The sequence below is a fragment of the Arthrobacter sp. MAHUQ-56 genome (assembly GCF_019710585.1).
Taxonomy (GTDB): Bacteria; Actinomycetota; Actinomycetes; order Actinomycetales; family Micrococcaceae; genus Arthrobacter.
Genome location: NZ_JAIFZQ010000020.1, coordinates 436,202 through 459,403 on the forward strand (window position 1 = coordinate 436,202; position 23,202 = coordinate 459,403).

Consider the following 23,202-nt stretch of genomic DNA (forward strand, 5'->3'; position numbering starts at 1 on the left):
AACAAAAGGAACACAGCCGTGTCATCAAGCACCACCGTAGGTTCTGCCGAACGTCCGCTCCGCGTCGCCGTCGTGGGCTCCGGCCCGGCCGGCGTTTACGCCGCTGACATCCTCACCAAGAGCGAAGCCGTCAAGAGCGGCGAGCTGACCGTCAGCATCGACCTCTTTGACCGCTACCCGGCACCCTACGGCCTGATCCGCTATGGCGTGGCCCCGGACCACCCGCGCATCAAGGGCATCGTCAACGCCCTGCACAAGGTCCTGGACCGCGGCGACATCCGCTTCTTCGGCAACGTGGACTACGGCACGGACCTCACCATCGAGGACCTCCGCACCCACTACGACGCCGTCATCTTCGCCACGGGCGCCATCAAGGACGCGGACCTGAACATTCCCGGCATCGAGCTGGAAGGCTCCTTCGGCGGCGCCGACTTCGTCTCCTGGTACGACGGCCACCCGGACGTCCCGCGCGAATGGCCGCTCGAGGCCAAGGAGATCGCCGTCATCGGCAACGGCAACGTGGCCCTGGACGTGGCCCGTGTCCTGTCCAAGCACGCCGACGACCTGCTCACCACCGAAATCCCGGAGAACGTCTACGCCGGGCTGAAGGCTTCCCCCGTCACCGACGTGCACGTCTTCGGCCGCCGCGGCCCGGCCCAGGTCAAGTTCACCCCGCTGGAACTGCGCGAGCTGTCCCACTCCCACGACGTGGACATTGTCCTGTACCCGGAGGACTTCGAGTTCGACGAGGAATCTGACCGCCAGATCCAGACCAACAACCAGACCAAGACCATGGTGGGCACGCTCACCAACTGGATTGCCGAGCAGCCCGAGGACCTCTCCGAGCTGAAGGCCTCCCGCCGCCTGCACCTGCACTTCCTGCATAGCCCGGTGGAGATTTACGACGACGCCGAGACCCCCGGCAAGGTGGCAGGCATCAAGTTCGAGCGCACCGAGCTGGACGGCTCCGGCAACGCCCGCGGCACCGGTGAGTTCGTGGACTACCCGGTCCAGGCCGTCTACCGCGCCATCGGGTACTTCGGCTCCGCCCTGCCCGACGTCGAGTTCGACCACAAGAAGGGCGTCATCCCGAACGACGGCGGCCGCGTCCTGGACGCCTCAGGCACCCACGTGCCGGGTATCTACGCCACCGGCTGGATCAAGCGCGGACCCATCGGCCTCATCGGCCACACCAAGGGCGACGCCCTCGAGACCGTGACCTACCTGCTGGAGGACCGCGAAAACCTGCCGGTTGCCGAGGCACCCGCAGAGGACGCCGTCGTCGAGCTCCTCGATGCCCGTGGCGTGAAGTTCACCAGCTGGGAAGGCTGGCTGGCGCTGGACGCCCACGAGCTCGCGCTCGGCGCAGCAGCCACCGAGGCCGGCGGTTCGCACGGTGTCGACGTCAAGCGTGAACGCATCAAGGTGGTGCCGCGCGAGGACATGGTGGACATCTCCCGCGACGGCGTGGCCGCGCAGGTCTAGCAGCCCCATCACGAGCGGGGAACCGCGGAGCCTTGGGTTCCGCGGTTCCTGCTTTTAACCCTGCCTGGCTATTTTCCCGCGCCGCCGACAGCCATCAGTTCCAGCCTGCGGAGGGTCTCCCGGTTTCGCGCCGAGATCAGGGGGTCGCGGAGGAACTTGGGCACCAGCTTCCCCGGCCCGCGGATGGCGTCCTCGGCGATGGTGACTTTGCAGCCATCGCCGAGTTCCTCAACGGTGATGTCCACCTTGGCCTCGCCCATCGGCCAACCGCGGGCGACAAGTTCCAGCGAGCGGCCCGGCTGGACGGCGGTCACCTTCGTGCTGTCGTCGATCACCAGCGGCCAGGCACCCACGGAGTGGTGCAGGCGGGCGCCCACCTGCGGCCATTCGGCGTCCACGTCGCGGATCCGGGAGGCGCCCACCACCCAGCCGGAATACAGCCAGCCGTCGGCGATGACGCGCCAGACGTCGGCCGGCGGGGAGTTGAACTGCTGCGAAACGGTGGACATGGTGTTCCTTCCGGTTGCGGTGGTGCTTTCCTGGCCCGGGTGCGCGTGCACACCCGGGCGGTGTACGACGGCGGGAGGTGCGGGCCGCTGGGCCGCGCGGTAGGACGGCTTCCGCAGGCGCCGGGTCCACCCGTAGGCCTGCGCCCCGGGCGGCTGGTTCCCGAGCGGATCGAAACACAGGGCACTGTCCGCCGCGTCGGCGCCGGCACGCAACCGCAGCTCTCCGCACTCCTGCCAGGGCCCGGCCGGGGTGGCCCAGTACAGTCCGAGCACCCAGTCCCCGGACGCCAGCGGGCCCGGCGGAAGGCTCCGCATGCGCAGGCCCAGCAGCACGGGGCCCTTCCGGCCACGGTACGGCATGAGGGTGGTCATGGTGGCACCGGCAACGTCGAGCCTCGGCTGCAGCAGGAACCGCCCCGGCAGCTGCCAGCCGGTGGATGCGAAGAGGACATCCGCCGTGCTCGCGTTGGCCGGGGCGGAAGGGGTGACCCGGAGGGCCAGCCCCAGGATGTCGGGCAGCGTCTCCGGCAGCCCCAGGGAGCGGGAGTACCGTGCCTCCACCTGGTCCTTGCCAGCGGAGTCCAGCCAGTCGATCCCGCTGGGTGCTGCCGCGCTGCCGGTCCGGGTGAGTTCGCCGGTGAGGCCCAGCCCATGGGGATGGATGGGCCGGTCCGGCCGGGCAAGCTTCAGGAGCCGGAACAGGGAGGCGAAGGCGTGGCCGGCGGCGCCGGTGGCGGCGGGGGCGTCGCTCAGGTGCTGGGTCATACTTTCTCCCTACCCATAATCGCCACGGCTACATGCGTCCGAACCTGGCCCGGATCAGGGCGAAGATCCCGTACGCGATGAAGCCCGCGCCGATAGCCACCAGCAGGTACGGACCCAAAGGGTGGTCGCGAAGGGCCTTGAGGCTGCCGTCCAGGCCGGTGGATTCCTCAGGGCTGTGCTTCGCGGCGGCGATGATGAACAGCAGTCCGGTGAGGCCCAGCGCGATGCCTTTGGCGGCGTGCCCCACCACGCCCAGGCTGTCGATGATTCTGCCGCGCCTCGTTCCGTTGAAGTGGAAAAGCTCCTCCTTCTTGAAGCCGCGGGTGACTCCCTTGACCACGAAGTAGACGCCGATCCCGATGATGGTGAGCCCCACCGCCACGAGTAGCCACAGTCCCAGCGGGTGGCCCATCAGCGCGGCGCTGAAGTCGCGCGTGCTGGCCCCGGAGTCCCCACGCAACCCGACCGCGAACCCGGCAAAGCTGAGCCCCACGCTGCCATAGGCGATGGCCAGGAACCCCGAGGAAATCAGTTTGGCCACGCGTTCCTTGCGCGGTTCGCCGCGCATGCGGAGGGTGGCTTCGCTGGCCTGCCACAGCGACAGCCCGGTGCACGCCGCAACGCACGCCCACATGACGGCGGGGCCCCACGGGTTGGCTGCCAGTTGTCCGATGGCCCCGGTGGCGTCGGCCTGGCCGGGCTGGCCGAAGGCGATGGCAACGGCTATGGCTCCGACGATCACGTGCAGCAGGGCCATGACGGCGAAGCCCAAACGGGCCAGGACGTCCAGGACCTTGTGGTTGGATGCCTCCTCGACGGCATCGGCCGCCTGGCTGAGCATGGATTCGCCGTCGGACAAGGGTCAGCCGTTCATGGGCCCTTCGGCCCGCAGCTTCTCGGCGCCGGGTCCCTCGACATGCACGGTGCAGCGGACCACCAGTCGGCCCGGTGCGTTGTCCAGTTCCACCAGGGAGTCGTCCCCGCTGAGGACAGTGAACACCTCGGAGCCCGCCACCACGCCCACACCCTTCGCCTTCGCTGTTTGGCTGGCGTTCCCGAACGCCTCGCGCTGCAGGCCTTCCACGTAGTTTCCGTCGTCTTCACGGGCCGGGTCCCCGAAGGCCCAGCCGAACAATGTCCCTGTCATTCCCATGGCGACGATATTACGCGGTCGGTCCCGTTCAAGACGGGCTTTCTTAACATTAGTAAGTGTGCTTACCATGGGCGCACCATACCTTGATGGGACACGGCAAGTGAAGCCCGCACGAGCGGCACCCGGAACAGTTCACAACGTTAGGAATGCACATCATGGCAGGAAATCTCATCGCCCGTTCGGTTCACGACCTCACGGCGGCGGCATGGTTCGGCGGATCCCTGATGGGCGCCATTGGATTGAACGGGGCAGCAGCTCAGGCCAAGGACCCCGCCGAGCGCACGCGGCTTTCCAGCGCCGGCTGGATGAAGTGGGCTCCGTTCCAGACGGCGGCATTCGCCTCCCACCTGGTGGCGGACCTCGCCATCGCCTGGGAGAACAAGGGCCGCATCGCCAAGCAGGAAGGCGTGGCGCGGGACACCGTCATCAAGACGGCGGTGACGGTGGTGGGCGCCGCGGTGACCCTCTACTCCGGCATCCTGGGCAAGAAGGTGGAGAAGCTTTCGGGCGAGGGCGCAGAGGGTGCCACCGAGCCGCACGCTGCAGCCTCGGACGAACTGAAGGCCGCCCAGCAGCAGCTCAAGATGCTGCAGTGGGCTATCCCGGGATTCGCCGCACTGGTGATCATCCTTGGAGCCAAGCACGGGGAGATGCAGCGTCCCAAGAACGTGTTCGCGGGCCTGCGCGGCGACTAGCAGTCAATAGCCGTCCAACGGCAATGTAAGGCGTACGACGACGGTCCGGCACCCAGGTGCCGGACCGTCGTTCGTGCGTGGCTCGCTGGGGTCAGACGGGCCGGGTGTTGGCGGGCGGCAGGTCCGGGTTCATGTCCTTAAGGTTGGGATCTTCCGCCGTCCACACCTGGATGATGGCCCACGCCACGGCTGCCAGCGGCACGGACAGCACTGCCCCGACGATCCCCGCCAGGATCGTGCCGGCGGTCAGTGCCATCAGGATCACCAGGGCGTGCAGTTGCAGTGACTTGCCCATGACGATCGGCTGCAGCAGGTCGCCCTCCAGCTGGTTGACGGCGACGACGACGGCAACCACGATCAACGCAACCACCGGCCCGTTCGCCACCAGCGCCACCAGGGCCGCGAGGATGCCGGCTATGGTCGCGCCCACGAGCGGGATGAACGCGGTAATGAAAACAACGATGGCGAGCGGAATGGCCAACGGGACCTGCATGATCAGCAGTGCAGCGCCGATGGCGACGGTGTCCACCAGTGCCACGATCGCGGTGCCGCGCACGTAGCCGCCCAGGACCTCAAGGGTGCGGCGGCCTGCCCGGCGCAGCTTTGCCTCACGCTGTCCGGAGAAGGGGCGGAGGAAGAAGTTCCAGATCTTGGCGCCGTCCTTGAGGAAGAAGAACAGGATCACCACCATGAGGCTGGCCCCGGCGATGAACTCGGTCACGACGGATAATCCGGTGACGGCGCCGGAGCGCACTTGGCTGCTGGTGGCGAACTGCACCACGGCTTCGCGTGCCTGGTCGAGCTGGCCCTGCTCAAGGGGGATGGGCCCGGTCAGCAGGAACTTCTCCAGCTCGTCGAGGCCGGACGATGCCTGTGCCGCCAACTCGCCCCACTGGTTCCGCACCGAGAAGTAGATCACGGTGGAGACGCCTGCCAGGATCGCCAGCAAGGCTACGAAGGCGATCCCGGTGGCCACCCCGCCGGGCAGCCCGCGGCGGCGGAGCATGTTGACGAACGGGCCGATGGCTGCCGCCAGGATCAGCGCGATCAGGAGCGGGATGACCAGGAGCTTGACCTGCATCAGGGCGAAGACGGATACGGCGGCGACCGTCAGGATCAGCAGGACCTGGGCTGCGCGCGTGCCCACCCTGCCCAGGCCGTCAGACCAGAGCGCCGCCGGTGGCCTGGCTGCCTTCGCGCCCGGTGTGGCGGCCTCCGCGGCGGGCGGGCTTGCCGCCGGCTCCACGCCGGCCGGGTTTGCCGCCGGCTCCGCATCGGAGGGCTGCGCCGGTTCGGGCCAGCCGGCCCGCTCTGGTGGGGAGGTGCGTGCTGGTCTCGACATGGAAACTCCTCAATCATCGGCGGTGCCTGCCCGCGTTGCGGGCGGCCACGGATATCCCGGTCAGATAGTAAGCCTACTGACTGGTTTCGGAGGATGTAACCGCCGTCCGCGCAGGGGCTATTCCGCGAGCCACTCCGCGCAGGAGTTGAGGTTCCGGTTCACGGTGGCAACCGCGGCGTCCTCGTCCCGTTGGCCGATGGCCTCGAGCAGCGCTTCATGCCCTTCCCGGGGGAGCCCGTTGAAGCCCGGGCGGCGATGCTGTGCCAGGAGGTCCTGGTGGAACACGGTGCCGAAGCTGGCGTAGAGCTCGTGCAGCAGCGGGTTGGCGGACGCCTGGGCCACGCGCACGTGGAAACCCCAGTCTGCTTCCGCCCAGGCTTCGAAGTCCCCGTTTTTCCAGGCCTGGTCCCGGGTGGCGAGGAGCGCGCGCAGGGCTGTGACGTCGTCGTCGGTTGCGTGCCGGGCGGCCAGCCGGGCGGCCTGGGTGTCCAGCCCCAGCCGGACCTCGAGGATGTGCTGCTCGGTGTGGTCCTGGTACATCCTGCGGGCAGCGCCGGACATCTCGCTGGTGGCGCGCACGTACGTCCCGTCGCCGCGGCGGACCTCCAGCATGCCGCCGTGGGCCAGGGCCTTGACCGATTCGCGCAGCGTGCCGCGGGACACTCCCAGCCGGGCCATAAGCTCGGGCTCGGACGGAATGCGCTGGTTCAGCGCCCACTCGCCCGAATGGACCATCTCCCGCAACTTGGCGGTGACTTCGTCGGCAAGCGGCGGGCGCACGGAGGGACTCAGGGACATCTACTTGCCTCCTGTAAACGTGCGGCCGGTGAGCAGGTGCGCCACCACGATCTGCACAGCGGCCAGGCCCAGCAGCAGGACCAGGGGGAGGGCCCATCCGCCGGTGGCACTGTGCAGCAGGCCCATCCCGAAGGGGCCTGCCGTTGCCAGGAGATAGCCGGTGGACTGTGCCAGCGTGGAGAGGGCGGTGGTTTCGGCGGTGCTCGTTCCGCTGCGGCTGATCATTACCATCACCAGCGGGAAAATGCCCAGGCCGAACCCCATCAGGATGGCAGGGATGACAGCCAGGCCCGTGGGCAGGAGGAGCAAGGCGGCAATGCCTGCCAGCATGGTGATGCTGACCAGGTAGAACGCGGGGCGCAGCATCCGTGGCCGGGACCCGATGGCAATCAGCACCATGCCGGCCGGCACGGACACCAGCTGCATCACGCCAAACATCAGCCCGCTCTCCGAGGCGCTCAGGCCCATGGTGGTGAGCATGTACGGGAACCAGCTCAACAACGCGTAGGCGAGCAGTGCCTGCAGGGTGAAGATGGCGGTCAGGAGCAGGCCTTTGCGGGTACGCAGCAGCGGCCAGGGGGAGACGTGCCGGGCCGTGGTCCGCACGGTGCTGCGGTGGGCGTGCAGCGCGACCGGAAGGAACCCGAGGAAGGCGGCCACGGCGGCGATGCCCACGGCGCCGACAGCTGCCGACGGGGAGCCGAGCGCCTGGGCCAGGGGCACTACGGCCACAGACGTGAGCGTGCCGCCGGTGGTCATGGTCACCGTGTAGACCGCCGTCATGAGGGATGTGCGGGCGGCGAAGTGTTCCCGGATGAAGGACGGCATGGCCACGTTGCAGACCGCCAGGCCGGACATGCCCACCACGCTGCCCGCGACCAGCATCCCGGTGGACGGGATGGCGCGGAGCAGGAGCCCGCCGGCCAGCATGGCCAGTGCCAGGAGGATGGCCTTTTCGACGCCGACCCTGCCGGTCAGCCAGGACGTGGTGGCCCCCGCCATGGCGAAGCACAGTGTGGGGATGGAAGGGATGATGGCCGCCACCAGGGCGCCGTAGCCCAGCACGGCCTGGAGGTCGTGCAGCAATGCCGAGGCGCCCGTGATGCCCGCGCGCAGGTTCAGCCCGATCAGCACCAGTGCGATGACGCCGAAGACGACGGCGGAGCGCGGCTTGGTCCGCGGTGTTGCGGGAGCAGGGGACGCCGGCGGCGCCGCTGCAGGGCTGCTCGGGGCGGAAGCGGGGGAGGGCGGAGTGGCGGACATACCCTCCAGCCTAAAGGTTAGACGTTTGATGTTTGAGGTTTTGTGGCCAAGCTCTCCCGGCCTGCCGGGCCCGGGGAATAGACTGCCAAGGGGCCGGCGGAAGGCGTGGTCCGGACCATGCCGACGTGTGGAAGGGTGGCTGTGGAGGCTTCCGAGGGACTGGAGATCGAGAAGAAGTACGACGTCGATGCAGGCGCCACGGTGCCGGCGCTGGAGCACGCGCCCGGCGTGGCGCGGGTGGGCAAGCCGCACACCGACGTCCTGGAAGCGGTGTACTTTGACACCGACCGGCACACCTTGGCGGCCCGGCGCATTACGCTGCGGCGGAGGACCGGCGGCAAGGACGCCGGGTGGCGCCTGTTGCTGCCTCCGCTTGCTGCCGCCCCCGATGAAGTGCCCCAGCGGAGGGAACTGCACGCACCCCTGGGCCGGCCCGACGTCGTGCCGGACAGCCTGCTCACCTACCTGCAGGCCTACCTGCGCGGCGCGGTCCCGGCTCCGGTGGTCCGGTTGGAGACCCGCCGTACCACCCATCCGCTCTACGGCGACGACGGCGTGCACCTCGCCGACCTTGCTGACGACGAGGTCACCGCCGAGCGCCTTGACGGCGGAAACCGCCCGGACGGGCAACGCAATGCAGGCCCCGGCGAGGACCGCCGGCAGCAGTGGCGCGAATGGGAGCTGGAGCTGGTGCACGGGGAGCCCGGCCTCTTCGCGCCCGTGGAGGAACTGCTCATGGCCGCCGGGGCCCGGCCTGCCGCCCACGCCTCCAAGCTGGCCCGCGCCCTCGGCGGCGGCAAGGCGTCGAGGAAGCGCGCCGCCGAAGGTCCCGCGGACGCCGGCGCCGAAAGCAGCCGTCCGCTCCTTGCCGGAAAGCGCGCCCCGGCCGCCGCCGTCGTCACCGTTTATGTGGCGGCGCAGCTGGACGAAATCCTGGCCAATGACGCCGGCGCCCGGCTGGAGGACGCCGAAGCCGTCCACAACATGCGCTCCGCCGCCCGGCGCATCCGCTCGGTCCTGGCAGCGTATGCCAAGCTATACCGCGCCTCCCCGGTACGGCGGCTGCGCGACGAGCTGCAGTGGCTGGGCAGGGTCCTCGGTGAACCCCGCGACGCCCATGTCCTGCGTGAGGATCTCCGCGGCCAGCTGGGCGGGCTGCCGCCGGGGGAGGGCGCCGCCGCTGCCGCGGAGCGGGTGGAGCGGCGCACCGGTGAGGATTTCGATGCCGCCTACCGCCTCCTTCAGGACGCGCTGGGGTCGGGGCGCTACTTTCGGCTCCTGGACAAGCTGGAGGACTTCCGCGACAACCCGCCGGTGCGCGCCGATGCCGTGAAGTCCGGCCAGCGCGCGGCGGCGAAAGCGGTGGACAAGTCCGCCAAGCGGCTCCGGCGCTCGCAGAAAGCCGCCCGGGATGCCCGGCGCGGCGCAGACCAGGAACGTGCCCTGCACCAGGTCCGCAAAGACGCCAAGCGGCTGCGCCACGTGGCGGAGACCGCAGCCCTGATCCGGGGCAAGCGCGCCGGCAAGGTGGCCAAGGCGGCGCGCCGGCAGCAGAAGATCCTGGGCGGCTTCCAGGACGCCGTGGTGGCCCGCACCCTGCTGGCCGACATCGCCGCGGAGCATGCTGAACCGGCCACCGCAGCGGTGTACGCGGGCCTGCTCGACCGGCAGGAGGAGCGGATGCTGTCGGCGCAGGCCAAGTACCGGAAGGCCCGGAAGAAGTCCCGCGGCCTGCTGCGCAGCGGGGTCCTCTGAGCCCTGCCGTCGCCGGCGCCTACTTGCCCTGCCGCGCGGACAGCCGGGCCACCGCCAGCGCCAGCCAGAGCTGCACCCGGTCCGCGGTGACCGAGGGGTCGTACCCGGTCAGTTCGGTGATCTGCGCCAGCCGGTACCGCACGGTGTTCCGGTGCAGCGTGAGTTCCTCCGCCACGGCCGCCACTGAGCCGTTGTTGTTCAGGTAGCTCTCGAGGGTGGTCATCAGTTCTGCGCCGTGCGCCGCATCGAAGTTCCGCAGGGGATTCAGGGACTCGTGCGCCATGTCAGCCAGCGGCACATCCTCGCTGGCGAGCAGCAGCGACGTCAGGCTCAGCCGCTCCGGCTCGTTGACCGGCAGGCCGTGGCTGGCGGCGTCCCGCGCCTCGAAGTAGCTCCAGCGCAGCCCGTTCGGCTTGGTGTACGCACCGCCGATGCCGATCGTGGCGTGGATGCCCGCCTCAGCCAGGTGGTCGCTGAGCTTGCGTGCCAGCGCAGGTGCCGCCCCGCCGTCGTCGTTGACCACCAGCACCAGGTCCTTGCCCACGACCGCGGCCACTGCCTTCTCAAGTTCCTGCGGGACCGAGGTGCTGCCCAGTGCCTTGCCGTGCGCCGCCGACACCGCCAGCAGCACCACGTTCTTGCGGGTGCTGTTCACGCCCACGCCCGCCAGGCGGCGCTGTGCCTCGCTCGTCTCCAGCGCCCCGTGGATCACGTCCTCAAGCACCTGCCCGCACAGGGCGCGCTGGGCCTGGCGCTGCTTGACCATGTTGTTCAGTTCCACGCTGATCAGGTTCTGGGCGTAGCCGATGATGCCCGTGTCCTCGAAGGGCTGCCGGATCCACAGGGTGCAGGCGTCACGCCGGCCCGTGGGGACGGGGTAGCTGGACCAGGAGTCCGCGGACGGGCTGGCTTTGCTGCTGTTGTACAGCTGCGCCGTGAACTGGGTCAGCGCGACATCAGTGCGCAGCATGCCGCCCAGGTTCTTCAGCAGCTCGGCCAGGCCGCCGCCGGTCAGGAGGGCCCGGGCCAGCACCTGGTGGCCGGCGATCAGCCGCTCCAGCTTGGCGTAGTGGTCCGCCGACTGGGCGTCCGCCACCAGCTTGGTGATGGCGATGAACGGGGTTTCGTAGGGGACCTCCACCACCGGCAGGCCCCAGCGGTTCGCCTCTGCCAGCAGCGCCGGCGGCACGGCCTCATGCGAGAGCCCCACCCCGAAGCCGATGCCTACCGCGCCGGCCCGCTGCACCTGCCGGACGAACCGCCGCTGCTCGGGGGCCGAACGGAGCCGCAGGCCGGTGGTGAGGACCAGTTCGCCGCCATTGAGGAACCGCTGCGGATCCTCCAGTTCGGTCACCGCAACCCAGTTGATGTCCTGGTGCCAGGTGGTCTCCGCGATGCCTGCCTTGGACAGGTGCAGAGAGGTGACGCCCACCAGGGCGGCAAGGGAAATGGCCATAAGGAAAGAATAAACGGCTGCTGGGCAAGCGCACTAAAGCCCGTCGACAAGGGTGTGCAGGTGGCTATTCACCGGGGCCTGGTGCTGGCATAGGCTCGAGGCAGTTCCATCCATCCGTCCTGGTCCATTCGCTCCGGTGCCGATGGCTCCTAGAAAAGAGGTTGCACACCGTGGTCCAAACCTTGCAGAACTTCATCAACGGGAAGTTCGTCACCCCCGCCGGCACCACCCTGCTGGACGTGGTCAACCCCGCCACCGGCGACGTGGTGGCGCAGGCACCTGTCTCCGTCCAGGCCGATGTGGACGCGGCCATGGCGGCGGCGAAGGACGCCTTCAAAACCTGGAAGCACGTGACGCCCGGCCAGCGCCAGCTGATGCTGCTCAAGCTCGCCGACGCCATTGAGGCCAACAGCGATGAAATCGTCGAGGCCCAGCACCGCAACACCGGCCAGGTCCGCTCGCTCATCGCCTCCGAGGAAGTGGCCGCCGGCGCCGACCAGCTGCGCTTCTTCGCCGGCGCCGCCCGCATCCTGGAGGGCAAGTCCGCCGGCGAGTACTTCGAGGGCCACACCTCCTACGTCCGCCGCGAGCCCATCGGCGTGGTGGCCCAGGTGGCTCCGTGGAACTACCCGTTCCTGATGGCCATCTGGAAGATCGGCCCCGCCCTTGCCGCCGGCAACACCGTGGTCCTCAAGCCCTCCGACACCACCCCCGAGTCCACCCTGGTGCTGGCCCGCCTTGCCGGGGAGATCCTGCCCGCCGGCGTCCTGAACGTGGTGCTGGGCACCGGCGAAACCGGGGCGATGATGGTGGAGCACAAGGTCCCCGGCCTGGTGTCCATCACCGGTTCCGTCCGCGCCGGCATTGCCGTTGCCTCCGGCGCCGCCAAGGGCCTCAAGCGTGCCCACCTGGAGCTTGGCGGCAAGGCCCCTGCCATCGTGTTCAAGGACGCCGATATCAAGAAGAGCGCCGCAGCGATCGCCGAGTTCGCGTTCTTCAACGCGGGCCAGGACTGCACCGCCATCACCCGGGTGCTGGTGGAGGAGTCGGTGCACGACGACGTCGTGGCCGCCATGGTGGAGCACACCCGGACCCTGCACACCGGCTCGCAGAACGACGAAGACAACTACTTCGGCCCGCTGAACAACATCAACCACTTCAACGCCGTGACCTCCGTGGTGGAGAACCTGCCGGCCAACTGCCGGATCGAGACCGGCGGACACCGGGCGGGAGAGAAGGGCTACTTCTTCGAACCCACCATCATCACCGGCGCCAAGCAGACCGACGACGTGGTCCAGAAGGAAACGTTCGGCCCGGTCATCACGGTGCAGAAGTTCAGCACCGAGGAAGAAGCGGTGGCCCTGGCCAACGACGTGGACTACGCCCTGGCCTCCAGCGTCTGGACCACGGACCACGGCACCGCCATGCGCCTGAGCCGCGACCTGGACTTCGGCGCCGTCTGGATCAACACCCACATCCTCCTCACCGCCGAAATGCCCCACGGCGGGTTCAAGCAGTCCGGCTACGGCAAGGACCTCTCCATGTACGGCGTGGAGGACTACACGCGCATCAAGCACGTCATGTCCGCCCTCGACGCCTGATTTCCCACCACCAGCACTGAAAGTAACCCCATGACCACCACCGCATCTGACATCACCTACCGCCTGGAGCAGAAGCGCCGCGTCCAGGCCGACTTCCCCGGCCCCAAGTCCGTAGCGCTGACCGAACGCCGCAAGGCCGTGGTCGCTGCCGGCGTCGCCTCCAGCGTCCCCGTCTACGTTGCCGACGCCGACGGCGGCATCATCCACGACGTCGACGGCAACTCCTTCATCGACCTCGGCTCGGGCATCGCCGTGACCAGCGTCGGTGCGTCCGACCCCGCCGTCGTGGGTGCCGTCAAGGAAGCCGTGGAGCACTTCACCCACACCTGCTTCATGGTCACGCCCTACGAAGGCTACGTGGCCGTCGCCGAGCAGCTGAACCGCCTCACCCCCGGTGACCACGAAAAGCGCACCGTCCTCTTCAACTCGGGCGCCGAGGCAGTGGAGAACGCCATCAAGGTGGCCCGCCTGGCAACCGGCCGGGACGCCGTCGTCGCTTTCGACCACGCCTACCACGGCCGCACCAACCTGACCATGGCGCTGACCGCGAAGGCCATGCCGTACAAGACCAACTTCGGCCCGTTCGCGCCAGAGGTCTACCGGATGCCCATGAGCTACCCGTACCGCGAGGAAAACCCCGACATCACGGGTGCCGAGGCCGCCAAGCGCGCCATCCTCGCGATCGAAAAGCAGATTGGCGGAGACCAGGTTGCCGCGATCATCATCGAACCCATCCAGGGTGAGGGCGGGTTCATCGTCCCGGCCGAGGGCTTCCTGCCCGCACTGGCCGCCTGGGCCAAGGAAAAGGGCATCGTCTTCATTGCCGACGAGGTCCAGTCCGGCTTCTGCCGCACCGGCGAATGGTTCGCCGTCAACCACGAAGGCGTCGTCCCGGACATCATGACCCTGGCCAAGGGCATCGCCGGCGGCATGCCGCTCTCCGCCATCACCGGCCGCGCCGACCTGCTCGACGCCGTCCACCCCGGCGGCCTGGGCGGCACCTACGGCGGCAACCCGGTGGCCTGCGCCGCCGCGCTTGCCTCCATCAGCTCCATGGAGGAGTACGACCTCGCCGGGCGCGCCCGCCACATCGAGGCAGTCGCCACGGCCCGCCTGCGCGGGCTGCAGTCGGAACTGGCCGCTGCCGGTACCGGCGTGATCGGCGACGTACGCGGCCGCGGCGCCATGCTCGCCGTCGAACTCGTCCAGGCCGGTTCCAAGGAACCGAACCCGGAGCTGACCAAGGCCGTTGCTGCCGCCTGCCTCAAGGAGGGCGTCATCATCCTCACCTGCGGCACCTACGGCAACGTCATCCGCCTCCTGCCCCCGCTGGTCATCACCGACGAACTGCTGGCAGACGGCCTGGAGGTCCTGGCCGCCGCCATCAAGGCACACGCCTAAACCGGAACGACTCCCTCCGGCAACGCCACGAAGGTGGGCACCGCGGCTGCGGTGCCCACCTTCGTGGGTTAAGGGATTGGGTTGCCGTACGACGCCGGCCCGACGAAGTGCCGCGTCAGGCGGCCGGGTGCAGCAGGGCTTTGCGGGCCAGCGAGTTCCTGCGTGCCGTGCCCAGCATGTCCAGGGTCAGCATCACCAGGGCGAGCCACACCACGCCGAAACCGATCCAGCGTTCAACCGTCATGGTTTCGCCAAATACCAGCAGTGCCACCAGGAACTGCAGCACGGGCGCGAAGTACTGCAGCAGGCCGATGGTGGTCATCGGCAGCCGCCGGGCGGAGGCTCCAAAGAACACCAGCGGGACCGCGGTGATCACGCCGGACGCCAGCAGCAGCCAGAAATGCCCGGCCCCATGGGACGTCAGCGTCGAGGTGCCGGAGGCCGCGAGGACCACCATCGCCACCGCCGCCAGCGGTGCCAGCACCATGGTCTCCACGCTGAGGCTGGTGACGGCATCCACTTTCGGCCCCACGCGCTTTTTCACGAAGCCGTACAGGCCGAAGCTAAAGGCCAGCGTCAGCGCGATCCACGGGAGCTGTCCGTAGGAATAGGTCAGGACGCCCACCGCTACAAAGCCGATGCCGACGGCGGCCCACTGCAGCGGGCGCAGCCGCTCCTTCAGCACGAACACCCCCAGCAGCACCGAGACGAGCGGGTTGATGAAGTAGCCCAGTGACGTTTCCACCGCCTGGCCTGTAGTGACGCCGTAGGTGTAGGTCAGCCAGTTGACCGCGATCAGGAACGCCGCCAGGGCCAGCGAGCCAAGGATGCGCCGGTCCCTGAGCGCGGCCGCAAACAGACGCCAGGACCTGGTCACGGTGATCAGGAGTGCACAGAACAGCAGCGACCACACCACGCGGTTGGCTACGATCTCGACCGCGCCCGCCGGCATCAGGATGAAGAAATACAGCGGCAGCAGCCCCCACATGACGTACGCGCCGATGCCGAACAGCATGCCCGCCGTCGTATCCCCGCCCACCTGCTTGGGGCCCGCCTGGATGGGGCCCGGGGCAGCTGCCTTGGCCCCGCCGGGTGCGGCCGCGGCCCCGCCGGGTGCTGCGCCAACCGTGGCAACGGGGGCGGAGGTGGCTGCGGGGCTGGCGGGGGTTCCTTCGGGTGTTGGCACGGAACCCATAACACCAGCCGGGGGACAGGTATTCCGGGCAGGCACGCGGGCATTCCGCAAAATAGTCAGTAGGCTTGCTTTCATGACACGTGCCCTCCAGCCGGAATGTGCCCCATGAGGCTCCGGCGCAGCAACGCCTCGGGCCGAGGCTACCGCAGGGTGGCCGCCGGCAAAGGCTTCAGTTACCGGGACCTGGACGGCTCCACCCTGCCGCCGGGGCCGGTCCGCGACCGCCTGGAGAGCATCGGCATTCCCCCGGCGTGGACCGACGTGTGGATTGCCCCCTTCGACAATGGCCATATCCAGGCCACGGGCCTCGACGCGGTGGGCCGCCGCCAGTACATCTACCACCCCGAGTGGCGCGAGCGTAAGGACAGGGTGAAGTTCGACCGGTCCCTGCAACTGGCCGAATCCCTGCCCGCCGCCCGCCGCAGGGTCACCATGGACCTGCGCAGCGATGGCTTCAGCCGCGAACGCGTCCTGGCGGCGGCCTTCCGGATGCTGGACAGCGGGTCCCTGCGCGTGGGATCGGAGCGGTACACGAACGAGAACGGGAGCCGCGGCCTGGCCACCCTGCTGTGCGCCCACGTCCAGGTGCGCAAGGACAGGATCACGCTGCGGTTTCCGGCCAAGAGCGGCAAGGACTGGGAATCGGAAATCCGCGACGCCGACCTCGCCGCCCTCCTGCGCCTGCTCAAGCGGCGGGGGTCCAACGCCCGGCTGCTGGCCTACAAGGACGGCAGGACCTGGCGTCCGGTCACCAGCGCCGACATCAATGCCTACGTGAAGGAGCGGACCGGCTCCGACTTCACGGCCAAGGACTTCCGCACGCTGCGGGGGACCGTGGCCGCGGCGGCCAGCCTGGCACGGACCGGTGCGCAGCGGACGGCCGCCAAGCGGAAGCGCGCCATCAGCCGGGCCATGTATGAGGCCGCGGAAACGCTGGGCAACACGCCTTCCATCGCCCGCAAAAGCTACGTCGACCCCAGGGTGCTGGACCATTACCACGCCGGGGAGACCATCGACCCGAAACGGCTTGATTCGGCGGAAGCCGAACTCCGGGCCCTCCTCTACCGGGAAGGCAAGGTGGTCGCGCTGGCCGCGAATTAGCATGGCCGCCAACTGGAATGGCGCCGAACTAGAATGGCACAGAACTAAAATGACACAGTGCGCGGCATGCTGCTGCGCAGCAGCATGAAACCTCGTGCAGGACCAGTTCAGAAGGGCTCCCGGTGTCCAACCACAGCGAAACTGCCGCCAACCGTCCCCTCCGCGTCGCCATCATCGGCGCCGGACCGGCAGGAGTCTATGCTGCTGACATCCTCACCAAGTCCAGCGGCGTGAAGGACGGCGACTTCCAGGTCAGCATCGACCTCTTCGAGGCCTACCCGGCGCCGTATGGCCTCATCCGGTACGGCGTGGCCCCCGACCATCCCCGCATCAAGGGCATCGTCAACGCCCTGCACAAGGTCCTGGACCGCGGCGACATCCGCTTCCTGGGCAATGTGACCTATGGCCGCGACCTCACCCTCCACGACTTCCGCGCCTTCTACGATGCCGTGATCTTCTCCACCGGCGCCGTCAAGGACGCGGACCTGGGGATTCCGGGCATTGACCTCCAGGGTTCCTTCGGCGGGGCGGACTTCGTTTCCTGGTACGACGGCCACCCCGATGTTCCGCGCGAGTGGCCGCTGGATGCCAGGGAGATCGCCGTCATCGGCAACGGCAACGTGGCGCTGGACGTGGCCCGCATGCTGGTCAAACATCCCGAGGAACTGCTCAGCACCGAGATTCCGGACAACGTCTACCAGGGCCTGAAGTCCTCGCCGGTGACCGACGTGCACGTTTTTGGCCGCCGCGGCCCGGCCCAGGTCAAGTTCACCCCGCTGGAACTGCGGGAGCTGAGCCACATGAACGACGTCGACATCGTGCTGTACCCGGAGGACTTCGAATTCGACGAGGCCTCCGATGAGGCCATCCGCACCAACAACCAGACCAAGACCATGGTGAACACCCTCACCAACTGGCTGGTGGAGGAACACGCGGAGTCCGAGAACCCTTCCTCCCGAAGGCTGCACCTGCACTTCCTGCACAGCCCCGTCGAGGTGCTCGACGACGGCACGGGCAAGGTGGGCGGCATCAAGTTCGAACGCATGCAGCTGGACGGCACCGGCAACGCCAAGGGCACCGGCGAGTACGTCGAGTACCCGGTCCAGGCCGTCTACCGGGCCATCGGCTACCACGGCTCCCCGCTTGACGAACTGGAATACGATGCCAAGCGCGGCGTCATCCCGAACGAGGGCGGCCGCGTCCTGGACGCCTCCGGCACCCCCGTTCCCGGCATCTACGCCACCGGCTGGATCAAGCGCGGTCCCGTGGGACTGATCGGGCACACCAAGGGCGACGCCCTTGAGACCATCGGCTTCCTGCTCGAGGACCGGCTGCACCTCCCGGCGGCACAAAACCCGGATCCCCAGGCCATCATCGACCTGCTTGAGGAACGCGGCATCGAATACACCACGTGGGAGGGCTGGAACAAGCTCGACGCCCACGAGGCCGGCCTGGGCCAGGCCTGGACCGGGCCCGAAGGCCTGGACCACGTGGTGCGCGAACGCATCAAGGTGGTGCCGCGCGAAGAGATGATCCGCATCTCCCGCGGCTGACCCCCGGAGCACGCAGCCCAAAACCCTAGGCGCGGAAACATATTCGGGTTAGTCTGATTAACATGAATACGGCCGCGGCCAAAACCAGGGCTTACAGTTCGCCGAAGCGGGCTTCTTCCGCCGCCGAGACGGGGCGCCGGATCCTGCAGGCAACGCTGGAGCTTTTCATGGAGGGGCCGCTCGCCGACGTAACCCTGAACGCCGTCGCGGACCGCGCAGGGGTCACCGTCCAGACCGTCATCCGCCGCTTCGGTGACCGGATGGGCCTGATCCACGCCACCGCCGAGTTCGCCTCCACCGGGGTTGCCGCCCAGCGCGGTGCCGCCCCGTCCGGGGATGTCCCTGCCGCCGTCGGCAACCTCGTGGAGCATTACGAAACCACCGGTGCCCTGGCGCTGAAGCTGTTGGCGGAGGAGCAAACGTCGACGGTCCTCGCCGAGATCACCGCAGGCGGCCGGCGCCTCCACAGGGAATGGTGTGAACGCGTCTTCGCGCCGTTCCTGGCGGACGACTATCTGCCGGCCGGGGTGGAGCGGAAACGCCGCCTCGCCCAGTTCGTCGCGCTGTGCGACGTCTACACCTGGAAGCTGCTCCGCCTCGACGCGGGGCTGGGCAAGGACCAGGTGGCGCTTTCCCTGATCGAAATGCTGGAGCCCTTCACCCGGAGGTCCTGATGTCCACCATCCTTGCCTACACGTCGCCGGCCATCGGCCACCTCTTTCCCATGGTGCCGCTGCTCCTGGAACTGAAGGCCCGCGGCCACGAGGTCCACGTGCGCGCACTCCGCCAACAGATCCCGATGCTCCGCGAGGCCGGATTCCAGGCCCAGGCGGTCGATGACAGGCTTCTCGCCGTGGAGGCCGTGGACTACCGGGCAGGGAATGCGCGGGCTGCCTTGGCGTCCAGTGTTGAGACCTTCACGGCCCGCGCCCGCTTCGACGCACCCGATCTCCGTGCCGCCATGGATGCCGTCAAGCCGGACCTGCTGGTGGTGGACATCAACTCCTGGGGTGCCCGGATCGTGGCGGAAGCGTCGGGCCTTCCCTGGGCCACATTCAGCCCATACACGCCCCCGCTGACGTCCCGCGGCACCCCGCCGTTCGGTCCCGGGCTCGATCCCATGCCCGGACCCCTGGGGCGGGGCCGGGACGCACTGGCGCGCCGCCTCGTGGTTGGCGCCGTCGAGAAACTGATGCTGCCGCGCGTCAACTCGCTGCGTGCCGGCCTGTCCGGGGGCGGCCTTGCCCCGGTCAAGGGCGCCGACGAGATGTTCAGGACCGCCCCGCTCCTGCTCGTCACCACCTCGGAGCCCTTCGAGTATCCGCATCCTGACTGGGGGCGCGACGTCCGCATGATCGGGGCGCTGGGGTGGGAACCGCCGTCGCCTCCGCCGGCCTGGCTTGGGGACGCCGCGGAGCCCGTCGTGCTGGTTACCACCTCGTCCGAGTACCAGGCGGACGAGGCCATCGTGCGGGCCGCCCTGGAAGGCCTGGCTGCGGAGCCATTCACCGTCGTCGCCACCGTGCCCGCGGCGGAAACAGGCTCCGCCGGTGCGGCACGGGCATCGGGCACCGCCGGCTTCGGCAGCGTTCCGGCGAATGCCCGGCTGGAACACTTCGTCCCGCACGGCCAGGTCCTGGAACATGCGGCCGTGGCCGTCACCCACGGCGGCATGGGGGCCACACAGAAGGCCCTGTCCAAGGGAGTTCCAGTGGTGGTGGTGCCCTTCGGGCGCGACCAGCACGAGGTCGCGGCGCGGGTGGTGGCGGCCGACGCCGGCATCAGGCTCAGCCGCAAAAACCTCTCCCCGGGCACGCTCCGCGCGGCGGTCCGGAAGGCATTGGCGAAAAAGGAAGGGGCCCGCCGGGTTGCTGCCGGCTTCACGGCCGCCGGGGGAGCAGCAGCAGGAGCGGACGCCTTGGAAGAGCTGGTCCGGGTACACCCATGACACGGGGTTTTTGGCCAGCTATGCTGGCTTGGGCACCCCCGAGCCCTGCATAGCCGGACCAAAAGTCCAGGGCGCGGGACCGAATGCGCAGGGCCTGGAATGGCCGCCACATGCTTGCACACAACGGGAGTTCGATGACGAACCTGCTCCAGCCTGAACCGCTCCAGCGCGCTGCGCTGGCCGGGCACGAGCACCTGGACGCCGCCTCCGGGGGCACACCGGAGCTGCCCGGGCTGCGCAACCTCATCAAAGAGTCCTGGCAGCGCTCCGCCAGCCTCCGGGCCAACCCGGACAACCCCGCCGCGCCGCTGGCCCTCGACTGGGACGAGCTGGAGGACTATCGCCGGCAGCACCCCCTGGCCGCGATCATGCCGGTCATCAACAAGCTCCTGGTCCAGCCCAGCCACGACAGCGGGCTCCTGGTGGCCGTAGGCGACGAAGTGGGCCGCCTCCTCTGGGTGGACGGAGACCCCACGCTGCAGCGCAGGGCAGAGGGCATGATGTTCGTGCCCGGCGCCGACTGGTCCGAGGCCAGCGTCGGCACCAGCGCCCCCGGGACCGCCCTCGCCCTGGGCCGCGGCATCCAGATCTCCGGTGCCGAGCACTACCAGCGCACGGTCCATCCCTGGAGCTGCACCGCCGTCCCCTTCCATGACCCCGACTCCGGCGCGGTGCTCGGCGTCGTGGACATCACCGGAACGGCCACCGCCGTCGCGCCGCACACCTTGTCCCTCGTGGAGGCCACCGTCGCCGCCGCGCAGGCGCAGCTGCGCGTGGAGCGGCTGCAGCTCGCCGCGGACCTGGCGCGGAAGCCAGTACGACGCCGGTCCCCGTCCGCCGCTGCCAGGCAAGGTAAAGGTGCCACGGAAGGCAGCCTCTACCGCAACAGCCTGCAGCTGCTGGGCCGTGACCAAGCGCTGCTCAGCCTGGCCGGCAAGACGGTTGCGCTGTCCGCCCGGCACAGCGAAATCATGGCGCTGCTCAGCACCCACAAGGACGGGCTCTCGGCCGAGGAACTGGGCTCGCTGCTGTATCCCGGCGAAGGGTCCACCATCACGCTCCGGGCCGAGATGGTCCGCCTCCGCAAGGTCCTCCAGCAGCTCAACCCGGAAGCCGTGCCCGGCTCGCGGCCCTACCGGCTCCCGCTGGACGTGGTGCCGGACACCGGACAGGTACTGAGCTGCCTGCAGCGCGGGGCCCACCGGATCGCCCTGGAAATCTACCGCGGGGCGGTGCTTCCGCGCTCGGAGGCGCCGGGCATCGTCGAACTGCGGAGCAGGGTCTCCTCCCTGCTCCGCGAGGCAGTCCTCACCGACGGCAGCGCCGAGTCGCTGCTCAAGTACGCCGAGCTGCCGGAGGCAAGGGACGACGTCGGCGTCCGCCGGGCCGCGCTCCGCCTCCTCCCGCCGCGCTCACCCCGGCGGGCCGCCCTGGTCGCGGACCTGGAACGGCTGGAAGCCGAACTCCGCGCCTGAGGCTGCGGGCGCCGTCGCACCTTCCATGCGTGCCCTCCATGCGAGGTGACGTGCGTCACCCGGTTGCAACCTTGCTGCAACCTGCCCCCTCCTACGCTGGCTCCAATGGCGAAAGCCTGGGATTAGCAAAGGAGCTAGCAATGACCGTTTACGCACAGCCCGGCACCGAGGGTTCGAAGGTCACTTTTAAGGACCGGTACGAGAACTGGATCGGCGGCGAATGGGTGGCCCCCGTGAAGGGGCAGTACTTCGACAACATCACCCCCGTCACCGGGAAGGCCTTCTGCGAGGTGGCGCGCGGCACCGCGGAGGACATCGAGCTGGCGCTGGACGCGGCACACAAGGCGGCCCCGTCCTGGGGCAAGACCTCCGTCGCTGAACGCGCCGCCATCCTGAACAGGATCGCGGACCGCATCGACGAAAACCTCGAAATGCTCGCCGTGGCTGAAACCTGGGACAACGGCAAACCCGTCCGTGAAACCCTCAAGGCAGACCTCCCGCTAGCCGCCGACCACTTCCGCTACTTCGCCTCGGCTGTCCGGGCGCAGGAAGGCAGCCTCTCGCAGCTGGACGACGACACCACCGCCTACCACTTCCATGAACCGCTCGGCGTCGTGGGCCAGATCATCCCCTGGAACTTCCCCATCCTGATGGCCGTGTGGAAGCTGGCCCCCGCGCTCGCCGCAGGCAACACCGTGGTCCTCAAGCCGGCCGAGCAGACGCCGTCGTCCATCCTGGTGCTGATGGAACTGATCGGGGACCTCCTGCCCGCCGGCGTGGTCAACGTGGTCAACGGCTTCGGCGTGGAGGCCGGCAAGCCGCTTGCCTCCAGCTCCCGGATCCGCAAGATCGCGTTCACCGGCGAAACCACCACCGGCCGGCTCATCAGCCAGTACGCCAGCCAGAACCTCATCCCCGTCACACTGGAACTGGGCGGCAAGAGCCCCAACATCTTCTTCAACGATGTGGCCCAGGAAAACGACGCGTTCTATGACAAGGCCCAGGAAGGCTTCGCGCTGTTCGCCTTCAACCAGGGCGAAGTCTGCACGTGCCCTTCCCGCGCCCTGGTCCAGGAGGACATCTACGACTCCTTCATGGCCGACGCCGTGGCCCGGGTGGAGAAGATGATCCAGGGCAACCCGCTGGACACCGACACCCAGGTGGGGGCGCAGGCCTCCAACGACCAGCTGGAGAAGATCCTTTCCTACATCGACATCGGAAAGCAGGAAGGCGCCAAGGTCCTCACCGGCGGCGCCCGCGCCGAGCTGCCGGGCGACCTGGCCGGCGGCTACTACGTCCAGCCCACCGTCTTCGAAGGCCACAACAGGATGCGGATCTTCCAGGAGGAGATCTTCGGACCCGTCGTGGCGGTGACGAAATTCAGCGACTACAACGACGCCATGGGCATCGCCAACGACACCCTCTATGGCCTCGGCGCCGGTGTCTGGTCGCGCAACGGCAACGTGGCCTACCGCGCCGGCCGCGAAATCCAGGCCGGCCGCGTCTGGGTCAACAACTACCACGCCTACCCGGCAGGGGCCGCCTTCGGTGGCTACAAGTCCTCGGGCATCGGGCGCGAGAACCACGCCATGATGCTGGACCACTACCAGCAGACCAAGAACCTCCTGGTCAGCTACAACGAAAACAAGCTGGGCTTCTTCTAGGCCCTGCTGCCCTACCTCCGCTACAACGACGCAAGGATTTCGC

The 23,202-nt window shown here is 68.7% G+C and carries 19 protein-coding genes; 11 read left to right on the forward strand and 8 right to left on the reverse strand.

Annotation, left to right across the window (positions count from 1 at the left end; translation table 11 throughout):
* Positions 1 to 18 precede the first annotated feature (18 nt).
* Positions 19 to 1,485 (forward strand): FAD-dependent oxidoreductase, encoded by a 1,467-nt coding sequence (locus tag K4G53_RS14375; protein WP_221386358.1) that lies wholly within the window; start codon positions 19 to 21, stop codon positions 1,483 to 1,485.
* 68 nt (positions 1,486 to 1,553) lie between these two features.
* Here K4G53_RS14375 and K4G53_RS21350 read toward each other — a convergent pair whose 3' ends face one another.
* The 3 genes from K4G53_RS21350 to K4G53_RS14390 are packed head-to-tail and all read right to left on the reverse strand — an operon-like array spanning position 1,554 to position 3,912.
* On the reverse strand, positions 1,554 to 2,759 hold the full coding sequence (locus K4G53_RS21350; protein WP_260323609.1) for an SRPBCC family protein: 1,206 nt from the start codon (positions 2,757 to 2,759) through the stop codon (positions 1,554 to 1,556).
* A gap of 28 nt (positions 2,760 to 2,787) precedes the next feature.
* Complete coding sequence (locus tag K4G53_RS14385; protein ID WP_221386359.1) at positions 2,788 to 3,618, reverse strand: DUF1206 domain-containing protein; 831 nt, start codon at positions 3,616 to 3,618, stop codon at positions 2,788 to 2,790.
* A 3-nt stretch (positions 3,619 to 3,621) separates the two neighbouring features.
* Positions 3,622 to 3,912 carry a hypothetical protein gene (locus K4G53_RS14390; protein WP_221386360.1) on the reverse strand — a complete coding sequence of 97 codons (291 nt, stop codon included), beginning with the start codon at positions 3,910 to 3,912 and terminating at the stop codon, positions 3,622 to 3,624.
* Between the two features lie 155 nt (positions 3,913 to 4,067).
* Between K4G53_RS14390 and K4G53_RS14395 the strand changes: the two genes are divergently transcribed.
* The gene (locus K4G53_RS14395; RefSeq protein ID WP_221386361.1) at positions 4,068 to 4,607 is read left to right on the forward strand and encodes a hypothetical protein; all 540 of its coding nucleotides are present in this window, start codon (positions 4,068 to 4,070) and stop codon (positions 4,605 to 4,607) included.
* A gap of 91 nt (positions 4,608 to 4,698) precedes the next feature.
* Here K4G53_RS14395 and K4G53_RS14400 read toward each other — a convergent pair whose 3' ends face one another.
* From K4G53_RS14400 to K4G53_RS14410, 3 genes are all read right to left on the reverse strand, one after another.
* Positions 4,699 to 5,949 carry an AI-2E family transporter gene (locus tag K4G53_RS14400; RefSeq protein WP_260323610.1) on the reverse strand — a complete coding sequence of 417 codons (1,251 nt, stop codon included), beginning with the start codon at positions 5,947 to 5,949 and terminating at the stop codon, positions 4,699 to 4,701.
* A 117-nt stretch (positions 5,950 to 6,066) separates the two neighbouring features.
* Complete coding sequence (locus K4G53_RS14405; protein ID WP_221386362.1) at positions 6,067 to 6,747, reverse strand: FadR/GntR family transcriptional regulator; 681 nt, start codon at positions 6,745 to 6,747, stop codon at positions 6,067 to 6,069.
* Positions 6,748 to 8,010 carry a CynX/NimT family MFS transporter gene (locus tag K4G53_RS14410; protein WP_221386363.1) on the reverse strand — a complete coding sequence of 421 codons (1,263 nt, stop codon included), beginning with the start codon at positions 8,008 to 8,010 and terminating at the stop codon, positions 6,748 to 6,750.
* 141 nt (positions 8,011 to 8,151) lie between these two features.
* On the opposite strand from K4G53_RS14410, the gene K4G53_RS14415 reads away from it, so the two are divergent.
* On the forward strand, positions 8,152 to 9,765 hold the full coding sequence (locus K4G53_RS14415) for a CYTH and CHAD domain-containing protein (protein ID WP_221386364.1): 1,614 nt from the start codon (positions 8,152 to 8,154) through the stop codon (positions 9,763 to 9,765).
* 19 nt (positions 9,766 to 9,784) lie between these two features.
* Here the strand turns inward: K4G53_RS14415 and K4G53_RS14420 are convergent, their stop codons facing one another.
* Positions 9,785 to 11,221 (reverse strand): PucR family transcriptional regulator, encoded by a 1,437-nt coding sequence (locus K4G53_RS14420; protein WP_221386365.1) that lies wholly within the window; start codon positions 11,219 to 11,221, stop codon positions 9,785 to 9,787.
* 170 nt (positions 11,222 to 11,391) lie between these two features.
* Here K4G53_RS14420 and K4G53_RS14425 point away from each other — a divergent pair, with 170 nt between their 5' ends.
* Together K4G53_RS14425 and gabT are read left to right on the forward strand one after the other, a co-directional pair.
* A complete protein-coding gene (locus K4G53_RS14425) occupies positions 11,392 to 12,822 on the forward strand; it encodes an aminobutyraldehyde dehydrogenase (RefSeq protein ID WP_221386366.1) in 1,431 nt (476 codons plus the stop codon).
* A gap of 30 nt (positions 12,823 to 12,852) precedes the next feature.
* Entirely contained in the window at positions 12,853 to 14,223 is a 1,371-nt protein-coding gene (gene gabT / locus K4G53_RS14430) for a 4-aminobutyrate--2-oxoglutarate transaminase (protein WP_221386367.1), read from the forward strand.
* A 115-nt stretch (positions 14,224 to 14,338) separates the two neighbouring features.
* Here the strand turns inward: gabT and rarD are convergent, their stop codons facing one another.
* A complete protein-coding gene (rarD, locus tag K4G53_RS14435; RefSeq protein WP_221386368.1) occupies positions 14,339 to 15,418 on the reverse strand; it encodes an EamA family transporter RarD in 1,080 nt (359 codons plus the stop codon).
* A gap of 105 nt (positions 15,419 to 15,523) precedes the next feature.
* Here rarD and K4G53_RS14440 point away from each other — a divergent pair, with 105 nt between their 5' ends.
* The 6 genes from K4G53_RS14440 to K4G53_RS14465 all read left to right on the forward strand — a co-directional run bounded on the left by K4G53_RS14440 (position 15,524) and on the right by K4G53_RS14465 (position 23,159).
* Positions 15,524 to 16,519 carry a DNA topoisomerase IB gene (locus K4G53_RS14440; RefSeq protein ID WP_221386369.1) on the forward strand — a complete coding sequence of 332 codons (996 nt, stop codon included), beginning with the start codon at positions 15,524 to 15,526 and terminating at the stop codon, positions 16,517 to 16,519.
* Positions 16,520 to 16,641: 122 nt separating this feature from the next.
* Positions 16,642 to 18,072 (forward strand): FAD-dependent oxidoreductase, encoded by a 1,431-nt coding sequence (locus K4G53_RS14445; RefSeq protein ID WP_221386370.1) that lies wholly within the window; start codon positions 16,642 to 16,644, stop codon positions 18,070 to 18,072.
* A gap of 62 nt (positions 18,073 to 18,134) precedes the next feature.
* Positions 18,135 to 18,746, forward strand: a complete 612-nt coding sequence (locus K4G53_RS14450; RefSeq protein WP_221386371.1) for a TetR/AcrR family transcriptional regulator — start codon at positions 18,135 to 18,137, stop codon at positions 18,744 to 18,746.
* Positions 18,746 to 20,020, forward strand: a complete 1,275-nt coding sequence (locus K4G53_RS14455; protein ID WP_221386372.1) for a glycosyltransferase — start codon at positions 18,746 to 18,748, stop codon at positions 20,018 to 20,020. The genes K4G53_RS14450 and K4G53_RS14455 overlap by 1 nt, the downstream gene beginning before the upstream one ends.
* A 134-nt stretch (positions 20,021 to 20,154) precedes the next feature.
* A complete protein-coding gene (locus K4G53_RS14460) occupies positions 20,155 to 21,495 on the forward strand; it encodes a GAF domain-containing protein (RefSeq protein ID WP_221386373.1) in 1,341 nt (446 codons plus the stop codon).
* A 140-nt stretch (positions 21,496 to 21,635) separates the two neighbouring features.
* Complete coding sequence (locus tag K4G53_RS14465) at positions 21,636 to 23,159, forward strand: aldehyde dehydrogenase family protein (RefSeq protein ID WP_221386374.1); 1,524 nt, start codon at positions 21,636 to 21,638, stop codon at positions 23,157 to 23,159.
* Positions 23,160 to 23,202: the final 43 nt, after the last annotated feature.